The sequence below is a fragment of the Microbacterium sp. CCH5-D1 genome (assembly GCF_001557335.1).
In the GTDB taxonomy this organism is placed as follows: domain Bacteria; phylum Actinomycetota; class Actinomycetes; order Actinomycetales; family Microbacteriaceae; genus Microbacterium; species Microbacterium oxydans.
In genome coordinates, this window is record NZ_LSJW01000034.1 from 35569 (window position 1) to 52818 (window position 17250).

Sequence of the window (17250 nt, forward strand, 5' to 3'; positions counted from 1 at the left end):
GCACATGCTAGGCACGTCACTTCCGCGATCGTCCGGCTCCGCCCCTAATTCACCCGGGGGAGCTTCGATGTGGTCGAAAGTGGGGTGGCGCGGCATCGTCGCTCTTGGGATAGTGGTCGGCACACGGCCAGCGATGAGGATCGAGCGTGTCGCAGGCGGTACGCCGACAGCGATGCGAAAGGTCACGGACATGAGCACTCCCTCCAGCGCCGACCAGCCGATCTTCACGAGGCCGGGGGAGGCGACGCTCACCTCGCGCCACGTCATCCCGCCAGGGGAGTCGCTTCCCGATACGGCGAAGCAGATCGTGGAGGACGAGACGATCCTCGACGGGAACGCGCGCTTGAACCTCGCCACGTTCGTGAGCACGTGGATGGACGACGACGCGAAGCAGGTCTATGCCGCGTCTTTCGACAAGAACATGATCGACAAGGACGAGTATCCGCAGACGGCGGCGATCGAGGACAACTGCTGGCACATGCTGGCCAACCTCTGGAACGCGCCCGATGCGGAGAAGAGCATCGGTACCTCGACCATCGGGTCGTCGGAGGCGTGCATGCTGGGCGGTCTCGCCTTCAAGCGGCGCTGGCAGCAGGCTCGGCGCGCGGCGGGCAAGGATGCCTCGAGTCCGAACATCGTGATGTCCTCGGCCGTGCAGGTGTGCTGGGAGAAGTTCTGCAACTACTTCGACGTCGAGCCGCGCTACGTGCCGATCAGCGAGGAGCACAAGACTCTCGACGGTCACGACCTGGCGAAGTATGTGGACGAGAACACGATCGGCGTCGTCGCGATCATGGGGGTCACGTACACGGGCATGTACGAGCCGGTGGCCGAGATCGCCGCCGCTCTCGACGAGATCCAGAAGAACACGGGCCTCGACATCCCCATCCACGTGGACGGGGCGTCGGGGGCGATGATCGCGCCGTTCCTGCAGCCGGACCTGGTGTGGGACTTCCGCCTCGAGCGGGTGCATTCGATCAGCACGTCAGGGCACAAGTACGGGCTCGTGTATCCGGGGCTCGGCTGGGTGGTGTGGCGGGAGGCGCAGTGGCTCCCGGAGGACCTGGTGTTCAAGGTGAGCTACCTGGGCGGGGAGATGCCGACGTTCGCGCTGAACTTCTCGCGGCCGGGGGCTCAGGTGGTGCTGCAGTACTACCTGTTCCTCCGTCTCGGTTTCGAGGGATACCGCGCTGTGCAGCAGGCCTCTCAGGACGTCGCGAAGTACCTCTCCGCGGGGATCGCCGAGCTCGACGCGTTCGAGCTCTGGAACGACGGCAGCGACATCCCGGTGTTCGCGTGGCGTCTGAAGGACGGACACACGAAGAACTGGACGCTCTACCATCTGCAGGATCGGCTGCGGATGAAGGGCTGGCTCGTGCCGGCGTATCCGATGCCTGCCGACCTGGAGCGAATCACGGTGCAGCGCATCGTGGTGCGCAACGGGCTGAGCATGGACCTCGCGGAGGAGCTTCTGCAGGCGATCGCGACCGAAGTCGCCTACCTCGACGCACTCGAGTCGCCGATGCCGACCGAGAAGCCCCAATCGGCCTTCCACCACTGAGCCCGCGATGTCCACTTCGAACACGGGTGCCACCCCAGAATCGACTCCGGCAGCGAGGCCGACTCGCCCCACTGCTGCGCGCACGTCGGCAGCCACGCAGGTGTCGCGGCCGGCCGTCGCCATCCTCGGCGTCGGCCAGCTCGCCCTGCTCACCCTGGTCGTCGTCGCCAGTCTGCGCTCGCTTCCGGCGATGGCGACGTACGGCCTCGGCAGCATCATGCTGTATCTGATCCCCGCGATCGTGTTCCTGGTGCCGACGGCCCTGGTCGCCGCAGAGCTCGCCACCGGATGGAAGGGCGGCATCTACGTCTGGGTGCGGGAGGCGCTCGGGAACAGGTGGGGATTCACCGCGGTGTGGCTGCAGTGGATCCAGAACGTGGTGTGGTTCCCCACGCAGCTCGCTTTCATCGCGGGTGCCCTCGCGTTCGTGTTCATGGATCCGTCGTTGTCGAGTTCAGGCTTCTTCACGGCGGTCGTGATCATCGTGTTCTACTGGGGTTCGACTTTCGTCACCCTCCGCGGTGGTAACCTCTTCGCCAAGCTCGGCTCCTGGGGTGGCATCCTCGGCACGCTCCTGCCGGCCGCGCTGCTCATCGTGTTCGGTGCGATCTGGGTGTTCAGCGGCGAGAAGAGCCAGGTCCCGCTCGAAGCATCGGCGATCATCCCTCCCTTCACCGGCCTGGCGTCCATCGTCCTGATCGTGTCGAACGTGCTGGCGTACGCCGGGATGGAGGTCAACGCGGTCCACGTGAACCAGATGAGGGACCCGGGCAAGGGGTATCCCCGCTCGGTGTTCCTCGCCGCCGGTCTGATCCTGCTCGTGTTCATCCTTCCGACGTTGGCGATCTCGGTCGCCGTCCCGTCGAAGGAACTGGGGCTCACGAACGGCATCATGCTCGCCTTCGGTGTGTACTTCGATCACTGGGGGATGGGATGGGCGACGGCAGCCGTCTCGGCGCTGATCGCCGCCGGCGCGCTCGCCTCCGTGATCACCTGGGTCGCTGGGCCTTCGAAGGGCGTGCTCGCCGCCGCCGAGACGGGCCTGTTGCCACCGAGGCTGCAGAAGCGCAACAAGGCTGGGGTCCAGTCCGGGATCCTGATGCTCCAGGGCACGATCGTGACGATCCTCGCTGCGATCTTCATCGTGGTCCCGAACGTGAGTGCCGCGTTCGTCGCACTGATCGACATGGCGGCCGCGCTGTACCTGATCATGTACATGCTCATGTTCGCGTCGGCGATCGTGCTGCGTCGCAAGGAGCCGACGGTGCACCGCGCGTACCGCGTCGCTGCGCTGCCGCTGGTCGCCGGCATCGGCTTCGTCGCGTGTCTCGCGGCATTCCTGCTCGCCTTCATCCCGCCCGAGGGATTCACCGCCTTCCCTCCCGCGGCCTACCCGTGGGTCGTCGGCGCTGTCATCGTGGTGCTGGGCGCACCACCCCTCGTGTTCTACGCGATCCGTCGCCCGTCCTGGGACCGTCGACCGCCGGATGGAAGCCTGTTGAGCGACGCCCATCCGGAGGCCACGGTCTCACCGGAAGGTCGGTGAGGGTCACTCGACCCGATGCGCCGCTCGGGCCAGCGCATTGCGCCGCGCCAGGATGATCCCGCCGAGGAGGGCTGCGACGAACGACCCGACCAGCACGCCGATCTTCACGTGCTCGTCCGCGACCGAGCTCGACCCGTACGCGAGCTCGCCGACCAGCAGCGACACGGTGAAGCCGATTCCCGCGAGGAACGCCATGCCGGTCAGGTCCGGCCAGCGGAGCGTCTCGTCGAGACGCAGAGCGGGGACCCGGCTCAGCAGGAAGGTCGTGACGAGGATGCCGACCGGCTTGCCCGCGACCAGTCCCACGACGATGCCGATCGTGATCGGGTCGGTGAACGCCGATGCGAGTCCGTCCCATCCGCCGACCGTGACGCCGGCGGCGAAGAACGCGAACACAGGCACCGCGAACAGCGTGGCCACGATGCCCCACCGGTCGGCGAGGTGTGCGGCCATGCCGTCGTACACCGGACGGCCGTCCGCATCGGTGCCCGTGCGCACCCGGGCGCGCTCCGTCGCGGTGACGGGCACGACGAAGCCGAGCAGCACGCCGGCGACCGTCGCGTGGACGCCGGACGCGTGGATGCACACCCACACCGCGATGGCGAGGGGCAGGAGGAGCCACCATGCGCGCACGCCCTTCGCCACCAGGGCGGCGAATCCCGCCAGGGGCAGTAGCGCGAGGATCAGCCACGGGAAGCTGATGCTCTCGGTGTAGAAGGTCGCGATGATGGTGATCGCGATGAGGTCGTCGATGATGGCGAGTGTCAGCAGGAACACACGCAGCGCGGGCGGCAGGAACTTGCCGACGACAGCGATCACGGCCACCGCGAACGCGATGTCGGTCGCGGTGGGTATCGCCCAGCCACGCATCGCATCCGCACCGCTCGCGGCGTTGATGAGCACGAAGATCAGCGCGGGCACCACCACACCACCCACGGCCGCGGCGATGGGGAGGGCAGCGCGGCGAGGATCGCGCAGGCGTCCCGCGACGAACTCCTCCTTCAGCTCCAACCCGACGACGAAGAAGAAGATCGCCAGGAGTCCGTCCGACGCCCACGCGCCGATGCTGAGCTCGAGATGCAGCTCGGGGACGCCGAAGGTGAAGTCGCGCACGGACTCGTACCAGGGCGCGGCGGGACTGTTGGCGAGGATCAACGCGGCGAACGTGGCCGCGAGCAGAAGCGACCCACCGAGCACGTCGCTGCGTGCGTTGGAACGGATGCCTTGCCACAGGGCGTGCGGGGCGAGGGAGAAGCGGGCAGGGGAAGGATTCGGGGACACGGAAAGACCTCACGCGAGAGAAGGGGTGAATGGCGCAGAAGACCACCGCCCCGTTCGAGGCGTGGTCTAGTTCCGTGGCGGCGGGCAGCCGGCGATCTCGCCGTGCGAGAGAGTGCCCCAGACGCTGGTCCACCCGTTCGTGCCCGGGTGCATGATGATCCGCATCCACTCCCTCATGGGCGTCGCCGAACGCAGACGGTGCGGGGCACGCGTCGAACCGGCGATCGAGAGGAGGGGCACGGCAACAGCCTATCCGGAAGGCCTGGGAACCTGCGGGGCCTGCGCACCTTCGGCCGCCGCGGACGTTCGGCAGTCGCTGATCTCGGGCGGTTTCGCAGCTGAGCGCGAACCGCCAGTCGAGGCGAAACGAGAGAAGGCCGCTCCGAAGAGCGGCCTTCTGCTGATGTGTGCCCCCGACAGGAGTCGAACCTGCGACCTACGGTACCGGAAACCGGCGCTCTATCCACTGAGCTACGGAGGCGTACCGATCGACAATATCACTCGTCGGGGGTGGTCTCCGACCCACCGGCCTCCGTCATGGGCGCGGCGTGCAGCTCGTCGAGGGCGGCGGCCAGCTTCTCGGCCAGGTATCGGTGTCCATCCGTGGACGGATGCTTTCGGCCGACCTCCACGTCGATCACGTCGAGATAGTTCTGCGCGGTGATCCAGGCCTGGGCGATGGGGGAGATGTACCACCAGCCGCGCGCTGCGGCGAGCTCCGCGAGGTCGGTGTCGATGCGGGCCGTGGTCGCACCGACGGGAAGCTCGTGCGGGGCCGGGCCGAGCACCACGATCGTGGCCTTCGGGTAGAGGGCGGCCATCGCGTCCCACGCGGCGTTCACGGCCTCGCGGTATCCGGCGGCACCCTGGGCACGGTCGTTGATCGAGCCCTGCATGATCACGAGGTCGGGCGACAGCGACGGGTCGAGTGCGGCGATGCGCTCTCCGAACGTCGGTCCGTCGATACCGGGCTTGAGGTATCCACTCCCGCGGACGCCGTCCACGATGGTCCGGCCGCCGAGGAGATCGGCGAGGAGATAGGCGTAGCCCTGCGTGGGGAGGGTGGCCGCCGAGCCGTACGTCCAGGAGTCGCCGAACACCAGGACAGCGGGGTTCTCCGGGAGGACGAGCGGTGCCGGCGCGATGACCGCCGATGCGTCCGATTCGCCCGCTGCGGCCGCGCTGATCGGGGCGGCGAAAGGGGCGGGAACCCACGGGCGCCAGACGCCGATAGCCACGGCTGCGACCGCCACGATCAGGCCGGCGGTGATCGCGGCGACACCCCGGCGGCGGCGGGCGGCGGCTGGCTTCATGTGATGAGAGTAGATCACGGGAGAGCGAACGCGAATTCCTCCCGGTCCGTGCCGTCGGCCGGCGTCGTCCTGCCCCGTAAACTGAGGGGGCTATGAACCCCGAAACCCTCGCCGCAGCCCTCCTCGCCGTCCTCGCACCCATCGCGGAGGAACGACGCCCCGGCGAGCCCCTGGAGCTCTCCGCATCAGACATCGTGCTCGAGCGCCCCCGCAACCGCGACCACGGCGACTGGTCGTCGAACATCGCCATGCGCCTGGCCAAGCCGCTCGGCACAAACCCGCGTGAGCTGGCTCAGCAGATCGCCGACGGTCTCGCCGGCGTCGACGGCATCGCGAGCGCCGAGGTCGCAGGCCCCGGATTCATCAACATCCGCCTCGACGCTGCAGCCGCCGGTGCGCTGGCGAAGGTCATCGTCGACGCAGGGGACGCGTACGGGTCGAACGACTCGCAGGTGGGCCAGAGCATCAACATCGAGTTCGTGAGCGCGAACCCGACCGGACCCCTCCACATCGGACACACGCGCTGGGCCGCTCTCGGCGATGCGATCGCCCGGGTGCTCGCCGCATCGGGTGCCACCGTCGCCAGGGAGTACTACATCAACGACGCGGGTGCGCAGATGGACCGCTTCGCGAGTTCCGTCCTCGCCGCGGCGAAGGGAGAGCCGACCCCGGAGGGCGGCTACGCGGGAAGCTACATCGGCGACCTCGCGGCGCGCGTGCTCGCTGCGCGTCCCGACCTGCTCGAACTGCCGGCCGACGAACAGGTCGACGTCGCCCGCGAGCTCGCCTACGCCTACCAGCTCGAAGAACAGAAGCAGTCGCTGTCGAAGTTCAACGTCGACTTCGACGTCTGGTTCTCCGAGCGCACCCTGCACGCCAAGAACGATCAGGGTGTGAGTCTGGTCGACCAGGCCGTCGATCGCCTGCGCGAGCAGGGGCATGTCTTCGACCAGGAGGGCGCCGTCTGGGTGCGCACCACCGACTTCGGTGACGACAAGGACCGCGTGATCCGTCGCTCGAACGGCGAGTACACGTACTTCGCCGCCGATGCGGCCTACTACCTGAACAAGGGCGACCGCGGCTTCCAGGACAAGATCTACCTGCTCGGCGCCGACCACCACGGCTATGTGCACCGCCTCAAGGCGATCGCCGGCGCGGCGGGGGAGGACCCCGAGAAGAACGTCGAGGTGCTCATCGGGCAGCTCGTCTCGATCGGCGGTGCCCGTCTCAGCAAGCGCGCGGGCAACATCATCGAGATGGACGATCTGCGCGAGTGGCTCGGCACCGACGCGCTGCGCTACTCGCTGGAGCGCTCTCCTGCGGACTCGCCGCTCGCCCTCGATCCCGAGCTTCTCCAGAAGCGCACGAACGACAACCCCGTGTTCTACGTGCAGTACGCGCATGCCCGCACGCATAACGTGGCACGCAACGCGGTCGCGTCCGGCGTCGACCGCTCCGAGTTCGCGCCCGAGACTCTCACCCACGAGACCGAGAGCGCGCTGCTCGGAGCGCTGCAGGAGTTCCCGCGGATCGTGGCATTCGCCGCCGAGGTGCGCGAGCCGCATCGGGTCGCCCGCTACCTCGAGGAACTCGCCGGTCTGTACCACCGCTGGTACGACAACTGCCGCGTCATCCCGCTGAGCGACGACCCCATCGAGAGCGTGCATCGCACCCGTCTGTGGCTCAACGACGCCACCGGTCAGGTTCTGCGCAACGGACTCGACCTGCTCGGGGTCTCGGCGCCGGAGCGCATGTAGTGCAGGCAGGCGTGCGTCGCCGTGGGGCAGGATGGCAGGCATGAGCGACGACAACCACACCCGGCCCTACCCGGACACGGCGACGGAGCACCCGACCCTCGTGATCCCGGGTTCGGCATCCGATGAGGGTGCAGACGCCCCGCAGCAGAAGCGGCGGCGGTGGCCGTGGGTGCTTCTCGTCGCGGTCGTCGCGCTCGCGCTCCTGGTCGTCGCGGCGGAGCTCATCGCACGCGCCGTGCTGCCTGGCGTCGTACGGTCGATCGTCGTCGAGAAGCTCGACCTCCCTGCCGACCAGCAGCTCGACGTCGAGACGCAGGGACTCCTGCTGCCCCAGCTGATCGGTGGCACCCTCGACACCCTGCATCTCTCGACCGATTCCGTGACGCTGGACGGGATCACGGGCGCCGCGGATGTCACGGCGACCGGTGTTCCGCTGCGCGGGGGCGACCTCGGCGGCGCTTCCGGCACGGTCCGCGTCGACCAGGAGCAGTTCACGACGCTCCTGGCCGGCACCGATCTGCCGGTCGACTCGGTGGAGTTCACGGCGACGAATGCCACGGTGAGCGGTTCGATCAGCGTGCTCGGAGCCGCGGTGCCGCTCTCCCTCACCCTCACACCCGGCACCATCGACGGTGACCTCGAGCTCACGCCGGTCGGCGTCAGCATCGGCGGACTCGACGTCGACCTCGACCGGGTCGGTTCCACCCTCGGCGCCCTCGGGGAGGGACTCACGCAGCCCCAACGGGTGTGCATCGCCGATCAGCTGCCCTCAGGACTCACGCTCACAGGGATCGAGATCGTCGACGACGCGGCCGTGATCGACGTCGACGTGAACGGCGCGATCGTCACCGACAAGGCTCTTCAGAGCAAGGGCAGCTGCCCGAGCTGACGGGCAGCGGTCTCGGTTCACGGGGAGTCGCTGGCGCTGAGCATCGCTTCGATGCGGCGGGCGAGCCAGGCGGGTCGTTGCAGCGGAATGCCGTGCCCGCAGCCATCGACGGCCTCGAGGGTGCTGTGCGGCAGTGAATCGTGCAGGAGCGCTGCCGAGCGCTTCATGAGCGACTTCTCCCCGACGCCGACCAGGATCGACGCGGCTCCGGTGTAGGTCCGCCAGCTGGCAGGAGGCGTGAAACGGAGATTCTCCTCGACGGAGCGCAGGAGCGTCTCGCGCGAGATCGCGGCGGATGTGCGCACATAGTCGGCCAGGAGCTCGTCTGGGATGAACAGCTGCCGTGCCTGCAGCCGGGCGAACCACTCCTTCGACGCGAGACCGGCGGTCGCTCCGAGAAGCGCGAGAGTGGGGCGGGTCATCCTCATCGGCATGGCCTGGGCGCTGATGACGACGACGTTCCGCACCAGTTCGGGAAAGTCTGCGGCGAGCTGCACGGTGAGCTGTGCGCCGAGGGAGAATCCGACGACGGTCGCCGGTCGGCCGACCTTCTGCAGCACGCCGGCGAGCTCGGCGACCGTGATCGCGTGGGAGTCGTAGGTCGCATCCCTGCTGTGTCCGTGGCCGGGGAGGTCGGGGACGATCGCCCGCACGCCGCTGTCGATGTGGGTGCGGACGGGCTCCCACATCCACCCGGCCACTCCGCCGCCGTGCAGGAGGAGCAGCGGCCGGCCGGCCGGATCGCCGAAGGTCGCGACATGCATGATCAGTTCCTCTCGAAGGACTCGGCCATGCGGCCGATCGTGTCGATGGCGCGTTCGAGCAATGTCGGTTCGAACGGGCCGAGCAACCGGGATGCGGAGAGCAGTCCGATCGATGCACTGGAGAGTGCGAGGGCGAGGGCCTCGACATCCACGTCGTCCACGATCTCGCCTCGGCTCTGCAGCCCCTGCAGCCATTCGTTGACGCGCCTCTGCCGGTCACGGTATCGGCCGTCTGTGATATCCGCCACGTGAGCACCGAGGATGCCCCGGTCGTCGAGGAAGGCCGCCGTCATCAGCGCGTCCTCGCTCAGAGCGCGCGCGGACGCGCGGTACGCGGAGCTGAGGCGCGGCCGGTCGCCCAGCTCACGACGCACGCGGTCGTTCATCCGGGTCGTGCCGCGCTGCAGCAGCGCATCGAGGATCTCCTTCTTGCCGGCGAACTCCAGGTAGACCGCGCCCTTGCCGATGCCGGCGCGTTCGGCGATCGAGGCGACGCTCATGGCGTCGAAACCGTTGGCGAGCACGAGCTCCTCGGCAGCATCGAGGATCCGCTCGCGGCGATCAGGGACGCGGGGCCTGGGCATCGCGGTGTCCCTCCAGATGGTCGAGCATCGCCGGGACGACGAGGTCGGGGCGGTCGCGTTGCACCCAGTGCCCTGCTCCGGCGGCGACCGTCAGGGATCCGACGGGCAACACTTCCGCGGCGGCTTCGGCATGGGGGAGCGGCACCCCGGTGTCGCGATCGCCGTGCACGAGAAGCGTGGGGGTCGTGATGGACGGGAGTCGAGGCGTGTACACGGTGCGCAGTCGATTCCAGAGCACCTGATCGCGCTGCCACTCCGCGAAGCTCGTCAGGCCCGTGCCGGTGGACGCTTCGTCGAGCACCGCTTTCACGAGATCGGGAGTGCGCGCCTGAGGATTCCGCACGAGCGTGGCCAGGCCTCGTTCCATCGCGGGCGCGTTGCGCGCGTAGGACCGGGTGGCGGCCGCCAGCAGTCCTGTGCGCAGCAGCAGGAACGTGCCGAAGTGCGTCATCCGGCCGGAGAGCCCGTCGGCCAGGCGCGGCATCAATCCGTAGCACCCCAGCAGGATGGCGGACTTCGCGTGGCTCGGCCGATCGAGGAGGTGGCCGAGCGTCATGCCACCGCCGAGCGACAGGCCAGCGATGGCGTAGTCGACGAGGCCGAGTTCGTCGACGAGGTCGCCCACGTATCGCACGAGGTGTTCCTGGGTGAGGGGCCAGCCGGGACGGGGACTGCGGCCGAAACCGGGATGGTCGGGGGCGATCACGCGATGTCCGGCGCTGGCGAGCGCAGGGCCGACCTCTCCCCACGAGAGCTGCGCGTTGTCGGCGCCACCGCCATGCAGAAGCAGGACGGGAAGGCCGGCTTCGGATGAGGGGCGCCATTCCAGGACCGAGACCGTGGTGCCGGGGAGGGTGATGCTCGTGCGACGTGGCTCCATGAAGCCCCTTTCGTTGTGACCAGGTTACCCGATCGGGTCACAACGAGGGTGGGGTCAACCGACGCCGATCAGGACCCCGCGTCGGAGGCCGCAGCCTTCTGTGCCGCCCGCAGCTCGGCCGTCGCGATCTGCACTTCGGCCTCGGCTCGCTGGAGCCGCCGCTGGGGGAACGTGGTCGCGGCGAACCTCGCATGAACGCGATCGGACCTTTCCTCCTCGGCGGTCACGATGTAGGCGCAGGCGAACAGCATCACCTGGGTCGAGAAGTTCAGCCAGATCAGCAGCGCCAGGAGGGACGCGAACGAGGCGAGCAGCGGGTTGCTGGTCGCGCCGCCCACGAACAGACCGGACAGCTCCTGGAGTACCAGCAGACCGAGGGCGCCGATCAGGGCGCCGGGCCACAGGGAACCGGCGGCGGGACGCACGCCCGAGAGCACGCGGAACACACCGATGATGAGCACGGCGTCGAGAGCGAACACCACGAGCAGCGAGAGCAGCCGAACGGTCCAGGCGACCGCGGCGGAGTCGGCGGGCAGGCCGAGGAGGTCGGCGATCCACTCGACTCCGAGCTGACCGACGAAGGTGAGCGCGGCGGAGGCGACGAAGGCGAGTCCGATCCCGAGCGCCAGGGCGAGGTTGCGCAGGATCACCCACACCCAGAGGATGTCGTCCTGGACGGTCCCGGCGATCACCCGCACGGCGGTGCGGAGAGAGCCGATCGCTCCCAGAGCGGCTCCGACGAGGGCGACGAGCGAGATGATGCCCGCGACGGAGAGCGATGCGGGGGCCTTCAGATCCTCGGGATTGATCGCGCCGTCTTTCCCGATCAGGCCGGGGACGGCGGACTGCACTGCCTGGATGATGGCGCGCCACGCGTCGGGGTTGCCGGCGAGCCAGAGCGCGGCGATCGAGAAGCCCAGCAGCACGCCCGCGAACACACTGAACAAGGCGCGGTACGTGACGCTGTCGGCCAGCATCGGACCCCGTCGCTCGGAGTAGAGCAGTGCGGCCCTGACCGGTCGCCGGGAGAGTGCCCACGCGATGGCCGGCGTCGTGATGCGCGCGATAAGTCCGGGTTTCGGCTTCGCGGAGGACTCCGTGTCGTGGTGTGCTGTCTCGCTGTTCGTCACGCCCCCACCTTAGGAGGCACCTGCGGAGTGCTGCAGGGGCTTGACGCGGCGAGTCACCGTGATCAAGGCGACGGGGTGGGTGCCCTAGAATCGGGTCAACCTCGATGTGCGTGCCCTGCCCGAGATCCTTCCCACGATTGGTGATCAGTGCTTCTCCCTGCCGATTCGCTCGCCCCGGAATGGCTCGCCGTCCCCGAGGACGCGAACGATCTCGCCGACGGCGTCTGGCCGGCCTCAGCAGTACGAGACGACGACGGCGTGCTCGACATCGCCGGCGTCAGCGCCACGGACCTGGCCCGCACCTACGGCACTCCGCTCCTCGTGCTCGATGAAGACGAGGTTCGCGGGCGTGCGCGCAGATTCCGCCTGGCGTTCGACAGGGCGGCGGCCGAGAACGGCACCACGGCGCAGGTGTACTACGCGGGCAAGGCGTTCTTGTGCACGACCGTGGCGCGCTGGGTCGTCGACGAGGGACTGCGCGTCGACGTGTGCACCGGGGGAGAGCTGGCCGTGGCCCTCGCCGCGGGGGTCGCTCCCGCTTCCATCGGCTTCCACGGCAACAACAAGTCGGTCGCCGAGCTGGAACGCGCGGTCGAGGTCGGGGTCGGCACGATCATCGTGGACAGTGCCATCGAGATCGAACGCCTCGCAGCGATCACGGCGCGTACCGGCGCGACGCAGCGCGTGCTCGTGCGTGTGATCAGCGGCGTCCACGCCGAGACCCACGACTTCCTCGCCACCGCCCACGAGGACCAGAAGTTCGGGTTCCCCCTGCCGGACGCGGAGCGGGCCGTGGCCCGGATCCGGGAGATCCCCGGCCTGGTGTTCGCCGGACTGCACTGCCACATCGGCTCGCAGATCTTCGGCGTCGCCGGCTTCCGCGAATCCGCGTCGCGCGTGCTCGACCTGCATGCAGCCCTGCTCGAGGACGGCCCCGTGCCCCAGCTCAACCTCGGCGGCGGCTTCGGCATCGCGTACACGCGTGTGGACGACCCGACACCCATCGAAGACCTTGCCGGTGCCATCATCACCGCGGTCGCCGACGACTGCGCCGCCCGGGGCATCCCCATTCCCGCCCTGTCCTTCGAACCCGGCCGCGCCATCGTCGGCACGGCCGGTGTCACGATCTACGAGGTCGGCACCACCAAGGACGTGACGATCGACACCGGAGCCGTCCGCCGCTACATCAGCGTCGACGGCGGGATGAGCGACAACGCACGTCCGGCGCTGTACGGCGCCCAGTACTCGGCGCGGATCGCCTCACGCGTCGGAGCGGGCGAGCCGCGCCTCAGCCGCGTGGTCGGCAAGCACTGCGAGTCGGGCGACATCGTCGTCGATCACGAGTACCTTCCGGACGACCTCGTGCCCGGGGACCTGCTCGCCGTGCCGGCGACCGGCGCCTACTGCGTCTCGCTCGCCAGCAACTACAACCACGTCCCGCGTCCGCCGGTCGTCGCCGTACGCGGTGGACGTTCCGCGGTCATCGTCCGCGGCGAGACCATCGACGACGTGCTGGCCCGCGACGCGGGCATCGACGGGGCGCACGCCCCCGAGGGAGACCAATGACCCACCTCCGAAGGAGCAACCATGACTGAATACCGACGACTTCGTGTGGCGCTGCTGGGTGCCGGAGCGGTCGGCTCTCAGGTCGCGGCCCTCCTGCTGCGCCACGGCGACGAACTCGCCGACCGCGCGGGCGCCGAACTGGAACTCGCCGGGATCGCGGTGCGCAACCTCGACGCGCCACGCGACGTCGACCTGCCCAAGGAACTCTTCACGACCGACGCCGAGTCGCTCATCCTGGGCGCCGACATCGTGATCGAGCTCATCGGCGGCATCGAGCCGGCCCGCACGAACATCCTGCAGGCCATCGGCTCCGGGGCCGACGTGGTCACCGCGAACAAGGCTCTCCTGGCCACTCATGGGCCCGAGCTCTTCGAGGCCGCTGACCGGGTGGGCGCCTCCGTCTACTACGAGGCCGCCGCGGCGGGGGCGATCCCGATCATCCGTCCCCTGCGCGATTCGCTCGCCGGCGACCGAGTGGTGCGCATCATGGGCATCGTGAACGGCACGACGAACTACATCCTCGACCGGATGGAGACCGAGGGCGCCGACTTCGCCGACGTGCTCGCCGATGCGCAGCGGCTGGGCTATGCCGAGGCCGACCCGACGGCGGACGTCGAGGGTTACGATGCGGCGCAGAAGGCGGCGATCCTCGCGAGCCTGGCTTTCCACACGGCCGTGCCGCTCGAAGCCGTCTACCGCGAGGGCATCACCTCGATCACGGCATCGATGATCGAAGAGGCCAGAGCTGCAGGCTTCGTGATCAAACTGCTGGCCGTGTGCGAGCGGATCGAGGCCAACGGTGCCGAGTCGATCTCGGTGCGCGTGTACCCGGCCCTCGTCCCGGCATCGCACCCCCTCGCCTCCGTGCACGGTGCGAACAACGCGGTCTTCGTCGAGGCGGAGGCTGCGGGCTCCCTGATGTTCTACGGTGCCGGTGCCGGTGGCGTGCAGACCGCGTCGGCCGTGCTCGGCGACGTGGTCTCCGCGGCCCGTCGTCACATCGCAGGCGGGGTCGGGGTGGGAGAGTCCACTCGCGCCAACCTGCCCGTCGTGCCGATCGGTCACGTCACCACCCGGTACCAGATCACGCTCGAGGTCGCGGACGCGCCAGGTGTGCTCGCGACGGTCGCGAGCATCCTCAGCGACGGCGATGTCTCGGTCGCCACCGTCGTGCAGACCGTAGAAGGCGAGGACGAGCCCACTGCCCGTCTGATCATCGGAACGCACCGCGCGACGGAGCAGGCCCTGAGTGCCACCGTCGACGCTCTCGCGGACAGCGAGGTCGTCGCACGCGTGGTCTCGGTGCTCCGGGTGGAAGGCGAGTGACGATGACAGCGCCCGTCGTCCCCGCGGAGGGCGGAGCCGTCGAAGGACGCACCGTCGAGGTGCGGGTGCCGGCGACGAGCGCGAACCTCGGCCCCGGCTTCGACACACTGGGCCTCGCGCTCAGCATCTACGACACGCTTCTGGTCACGGCCCTGCCGGCCGGCGAGCTCGAGATCGAGGTCTCGGGATCCGGAGCGGCCGAGATCCCTCGTGATGAGTCGAACCTGATCGTCCGCACCATCGCCTATGTGTTCGCCGACGCGGGACGCCCTGTTCCCGGTCTGCGGATCATCGCGGAGAACGCCGTGCCGCACGGCAGGGGCCTCGGCTCATCCGGTGCCGCCGTGGCTGCGGGCGTGCTCGCCGCGAAGGGACTGCTCGAGGGTGATGTGGAGATCGATGACACGGATCTCCTCCGGCTGGCGACCGAGCTCGAAGGCCACCCGGACAACGTGGCGCCGGCGCTCTTCGGTGGCCTGACGATCGCATGGATGTCGGAGCGGGGACCGCAGCACAAGAAGCTCCTCGTGCACAGGGGAGTCTCGCCTCTGGTGCTGGTCCCCACGTACACGATGTCCACCTCGCAGGCGCGGTCGCTCCAGCCGCCGCAGGTCTCCACTGCCGACGCCGTGTTCAACGTCTCCCGCTCCGCGCTGCTGATCGCCGCGTTGATGCAGAGCCCGGAGCTGCTCCTGGATGCGACTGCCGACCGCCTCCACCAGGACTACCGTGCCGGAGCGATGCCGGAGACGCAGCGTCTGGTGCAGGCGCTGCGCGCTGCCGGTTTCGCCGCGGTGGTCTCCGGCGCAGGCCCCAGTGTGCTGGTCCTCGCGGACGGCCCCGGAAGTCGTCAGGACGCGGTCGAGCTCGCCGAACGCGTCACCGACACCCCGTGGGAGGCTCTCCTGCTCGCAGTCGACGTGCGTGGTGGTACAGTGGGGTCTCGAGCGGAGGGCTCCACGTAACTGCGTGAATCTGGCCCGATTGCAACTCTTGCAAGACCCGCACGCAAACCCCTGTGGCAGAGTTCATTCCTGAGCCGCCTGCCGAGGCTGGCTGGCGCCGAGCGTCAGCCCGTGCGATCGCGCGCAGCACCCGTTGTGCGCGTTCAACGCTCATTCCCCATGACATATAAGGGAGTACTCGTGGAGAACCTCTCCGAGACCCAGAACGAACAGTCTGCGCCCGCTTCGGAAGCACCGGCGACATCCGCGGAGCCGACGGGCGAAGCAGCACCGGCGCGCAAGCGTGCGCCTCGCCGTGCCAGCACCGCGACCGCGGCTGCGAAGGCCGAGAAGGCGGAGAAGGCCGATGCCGCGAAGGCGGAGAAGGCCGCGAAGTCGGACGCCGCTCCGGAAGCGTCCGTGCCCGCGGAAGCGTCCGCCACCGCAGCAGCGTCCGCCACTGCAGAGACCACCGAGGCTGCACCGAAGGCGAAGCGTCCGAGTCGCAGCCGTGCGAAGAAGGCCGATGCCGAGGCTCCTGCCGCGGAGACGGCGCCCGCCGAGGCCTCCGACTCCGCTGGCGCCGAGGCTCCCGCCGAGGCCGCGCCCAAAAGCACGGGACGCGGACGCCGCGGTGCGCAGAAGTCCGCAGCCGACGCCGAGGCGCCCGCTGCGGAGCCGGCAGCGGAGTCCGCCGCCGAATCGGCACCCGCTGAGGCTCCGCAGAACGCCGACTCCGACTCCGGGGACAGCGGCGAGGAGCAGGGCGGTCGCGGACGCAACCGCAGCCGCAGCCGCAACCGCGGACGCGGTCAGAACGGCGCGGCCCAGGAGCAGCAGCAGACGCAGCCCGCCGCCGACGACGAGCAGTCCGGTGGCAACAACCGCAACCGTCAGCGCAACAAGCGCCGCAACGGTGCACCGGCCGACGAGTTCGAGACCGAGATCACCGAGGACGACGTCCTGATCCCGATCGCCGGCATCCTCGACGTGCTCGACAACTACGCTTTCGTGCGCACCACCGGCTACCTCGCCGGTCCCAGCGATGTCTACGTCTCGCTCGGCCAGGTGAAGAAGTACAACCTCCGCAAGGGCGACGCGGTCGTCGGCTCCATCAAGCAGCCGCGCGAGGGCGAGCAGCAGGGGCGCCAGAAGTACAACGCCCTGGTCAAGGTCGATTCGATCAACGGCCTGTCGGTCGACGACGCGGCCACCCGCGTGGAGTTCGGCAAGCTCACCCCGCTCTACCCGCAGGAGCGTCTGCGTCTGGAGACCGCTCCGGAGAAGCTGACGCAGCGCATCATCGACCTCGTGGCGCCGATCGGCAAGGGTCAGCGCGGCCTGATCGTCGCGCCGCCGAAGGCCGGCAAGACGATCGTCCTCCAACAGATCGCCAACGCGATCGCGCAGAACAATCCCGAGGTCCACCTCATGGTCGTGCTCGTCGACGAGCGCCCCGAAGAGGTCACCGACATGGAGCGCACCGTGAAGGGCGAGGTCATCGCCTCGACCTTCGACCGCCCCGCCGAAGACCACACCACCGTCGCCGAGCTCGCGATCGAGCGGGCCAAGCGTCTCGTCGAGCTGGGCCGCGACGTGGTCGTGCTCCTCGACTCGATCACCCGCCTCGGACGCGCGTACAACCTGGCCGCCCCGGCGTCCGGCCGCGTCCTCACCGGCGGCGTCGACGCGTCCGCGCTCTACCCGCC

The 17250-nt window shown here is 69.0% G+C and carries 15 protein-coding genes and 1 tRNA gene; 8 read left to right on the top strand and 8 right to left on the bottom strand.

Annotation, left to right across the window (positions count from 1 at the left end; all coding sequences use genetic code 11):
* Nucleotides 1-190 precede the first annotated feature (190 nt).
* Together AX744_RS02230 and AX744_RS02235 are read left to right on the top strand one after the other, a co-directional pair.
* Complete coding sequence (locus AX744_RS02230; RefSeq protein WP_227750931.1) at nt 191-1561, top strand: glutamate decarboxylase; 1371 nt, start codon at nt 191-193, stop codon at nt 1559-1561.
* A 7-nt stretch (nt 1562-1568) separates the two neighbouring features.
* Complete coding sequence (locus tag AX744_RS02235; RefSeq protein ID WP_157543499.1) at nt 1569-3107, top strand: amino acid permease; 1539 nt, start codon at nt 1569-1571, stop codon at nt 3105-3107.
* A gap of 3 nt (nt 3108-3110) precedes the next feature.
* Here AX744_RS02235 and nhaA read toward each other — a convergent pair whose 3' ends face one another.
* The 4 genes from nhaA to AX744_RS02250 form a co-directional block, all read right to left on the bottom strand.
* Nucleotides 3111-4388, bottom strand: coding sequence for a Na+/H+ antiporter NhaA (nhaA, locus tag AX744_RS02240; protein ID WP_061015270.1), 1278 nt, complete (start codon nt 4386-4388; stop codon nt 3111-3113).
* 66 nt (nt 4389-4454) lie between these two features.
* A complete protein-coding gene (locus tag AX744_RS20490; RefSeq protein ID WP_164734097.1) occupies nt 4455-4628 on the bottom strand; it encodes a hypothetical protein in 174 nt (57 codons plus the stop codon).
* Nucleotides 4629-4796: 168 nt separating this feature from the next.
* A tRNA-Arg gene (locus tag AX744_RS02245) sits at nt 4797-4869 on the bottom strand.
* A gap of 16 nt (nt 4870-4885) precedes the next feature.
* Nucleotides 4886-5701 carry an SGNH/GDSL hydrolase family protein gene (locus AX744_RS02250; RefSeq protein WP_061015279.1) on the bottom strand — a complete coding sequence of 272 codons (816 nt, stop codon included), beginning with the start codon at nt 5699-5701 and terminating at the stop codon, nt 4886-4888.
* Nucleotides 5702-5793: 92 nt separating this feature from the next.
* Between AX744_RS02250 and argS the strand changes: the two genes are divergently transcribed.
* Together argS and AX744_RS02260 are read left to right on the top strand one after the other, a co-directional pair.
* A complete protein-coding gene (argS, locus tag AX744_RS02255) occupies nt 5794-7458 on the top strand; it encodes an arginine--tRNA ligase (RefSeq protein ID WP_046748220.1) in 1665 nt (554 codons plus the stop codon).
* A 40-nt stretch (nt 7459-7498) separates the two neighbouring features.
* Nucleotides 7499-8347 (top strand): LmeA family phospholipid-binding protein, encoded by an 849-nt coding sequence (locus tag AX744_RS02260; RefSeq protein WP_061015271.1) that lies wholly within the window; start codon nt 7499-7501, stop codon nt 8345-8347.
* Nucleotides 8348-8364: 17 nt separating this feature from the next.
* Here the strand turns inward: AX744_RS02260 and AX744_RS02265 are convergent, their stop codons facing one another.
* From AX744_RS02265 to AX744_RS02280, 4 genes are all read right to left on the bottom strand, one after another.
* Nucleotides 8365-9111, bottom strand: a complete 747-nt coding sequence (locus tag AX744_RS02265; RefSeq protein WP_061015272.1) for an alpha/beta fold hydrolase — start codon at nt 9109-9111, stop codon at nt 8365-8367.
* Between the two features lie 2 nt (nt 9112-9113).
* Nucleotides 9114-9695: a TetR/AcrR family transcriptional regulator gene (locus tag AX744_RS02270; protein WP_046748223.1), complete on the bottom strand. Its 582-nt coding sequence runs from the start codon at nt 9693-9695 to the stop codon at nt 9114-9116.
* The gene (locus AX744_RS02275) at nt 9673-10575 is read right to left on the bottom strand and encodes an alpha/beta fold hydrolase (protein WP_061015273.1); all 903 of its coding nucleotides are present in this window, start codon (nt 10573-10575) and stop codon (nt 9673-9675) included. The genes AX744_RS02270 and AX744_RS02275 overlap by 23 nt, the downstream gene beginning before the upstream one ends.
* Nucleotides 10576-10643: 68 nt before the next feature.
* Nucleotides 10644-11705 (bottom strand): YihY/virulence factor BrkB family protein, encoded by a 1062-nt coding sequence (locus AX744_RS02280; RefSeq protein WP_082738370.1) that lies wholly within the window; start codon nt 11703-11705, stop codon nt 10644-10646.
* Between the two features lie 147 nt (nt 11706-11852).
* Between AX744_RS02280 and lysA the strand changes: the two genes are divergently transcribed.
* From lysA to rho, 4 genes are all read left to right on the top strand, one after another.
* Complete coding sequence (gene lysA, locus AX744_RS02285) at nt 11853-13271, top strand: diaminopimelate decarboxylase (protein ID WP_046748225.1); 1419 nt, start codon at nt 11853-11855, stop codon at nt 13269-13271.
* Nucleotides 13272-13292: 21 nt separating this feature from the next.
* Nucleotides 13293-14597, top strand: coding sequence for a homoserine dehydrogenase (locus AX744_RS02290; protein ID WP_046748226.1), 1305 nt, complete (start codon nt 13293-13295; stop codon nt 14595-14597).
* A 2-nt stretch (nt 14598-14599) separates the two neighbouring features.
* Nucleotides 14600-15562: a homoserine kinase gene (thrB, locus tag AX744_RS02295; protein ID WP_046748227.1), complete on the top strand. Its 963-nt coding sequence runs from the start codon at nt 14600-14602 to the stop codon at nt 15560-15562.
* Between the two features lie 159 nt (nt 15563-15721).
* Nucleotides 15722-17250: transcription termination factor Rho (rho, locus tag AX744_RS02300; RefSeq protein ID WP_082738371.1), on the top strand; the 1529-nt coding region annotated here is incomplete at its 3' end.

Bases quoted from the DNA above. Each gene is read 5' to 3' on its own strand.
- AX744_RS02275 (WP_061015273.1), bottom strand. From the start codon at position 10,575: ATGGAGCCACGTCGCACGAGCATCACCCTCCCCGGCACCACGGTCTCG.
- AX744_RS02235 (WP_157543499.1), top strand. From the start codon at position 1,569: ATGTCCACTTCGAACACGGGTGCCACCCCAGAATCGACTCCGGCAGCG.
- argS (WP_046748220.1), top strand. From the start codon at position 5,794: ATGAACCCCGAAACCCTCGCCGCAGCCCTCCTCGCCGTCCTCGCACCC.
- thrB (WP_046748227.1), top strand. From the start codon at position 14,600: ATGACAGCGCCCGTCGTCCCCGCGGAGGGCGGAGCCGTCGAAGGACGC.
- AX744_RS02250 (WP_061015279.1), bottom strand. From the start codon at position 5,701: ATGAAGCCAGCCGCCGCCCGCCGCCGCCGGGGTGTCGCCGCGATCACC.
- AX744_RS02270 (WP_046748223.1), bottom strand. From the start codon at position 9,695: ATGCCCAGGCCCCGCGTCCCTGATCGCCGCGAGCGGATCCTCGATGCT.
- AX744_RS02260 (WP_061015271.1), top strand. From the start codon at position 7,499: ATGAGCGACGACAACCACACCCGGCCCTACCCGGACACGGCGACGGAG.
- AX744_RS02265 (WP_061015272.1), bottom strand. From the start codon at position 9,111: ATGCATGTCGCGACCTTCGGCGATCCGGCCGGCCGGCCGCTGCTCCTC.
- AX744_RS02290 (WP_046748226.1), top strand. From the start codon at position 13,293: ATGACTGAATACCGACGACTTCGTGTGGCGCTGCTGGGTGCCGGAGCG.
- AX744_RS02230 (WP_227750931.1), top strand. From the start codon at position 191: ATGAGCACTCCCTCCAGCGCCGACCAGCCGATCTTCACGAGGCCGGGG.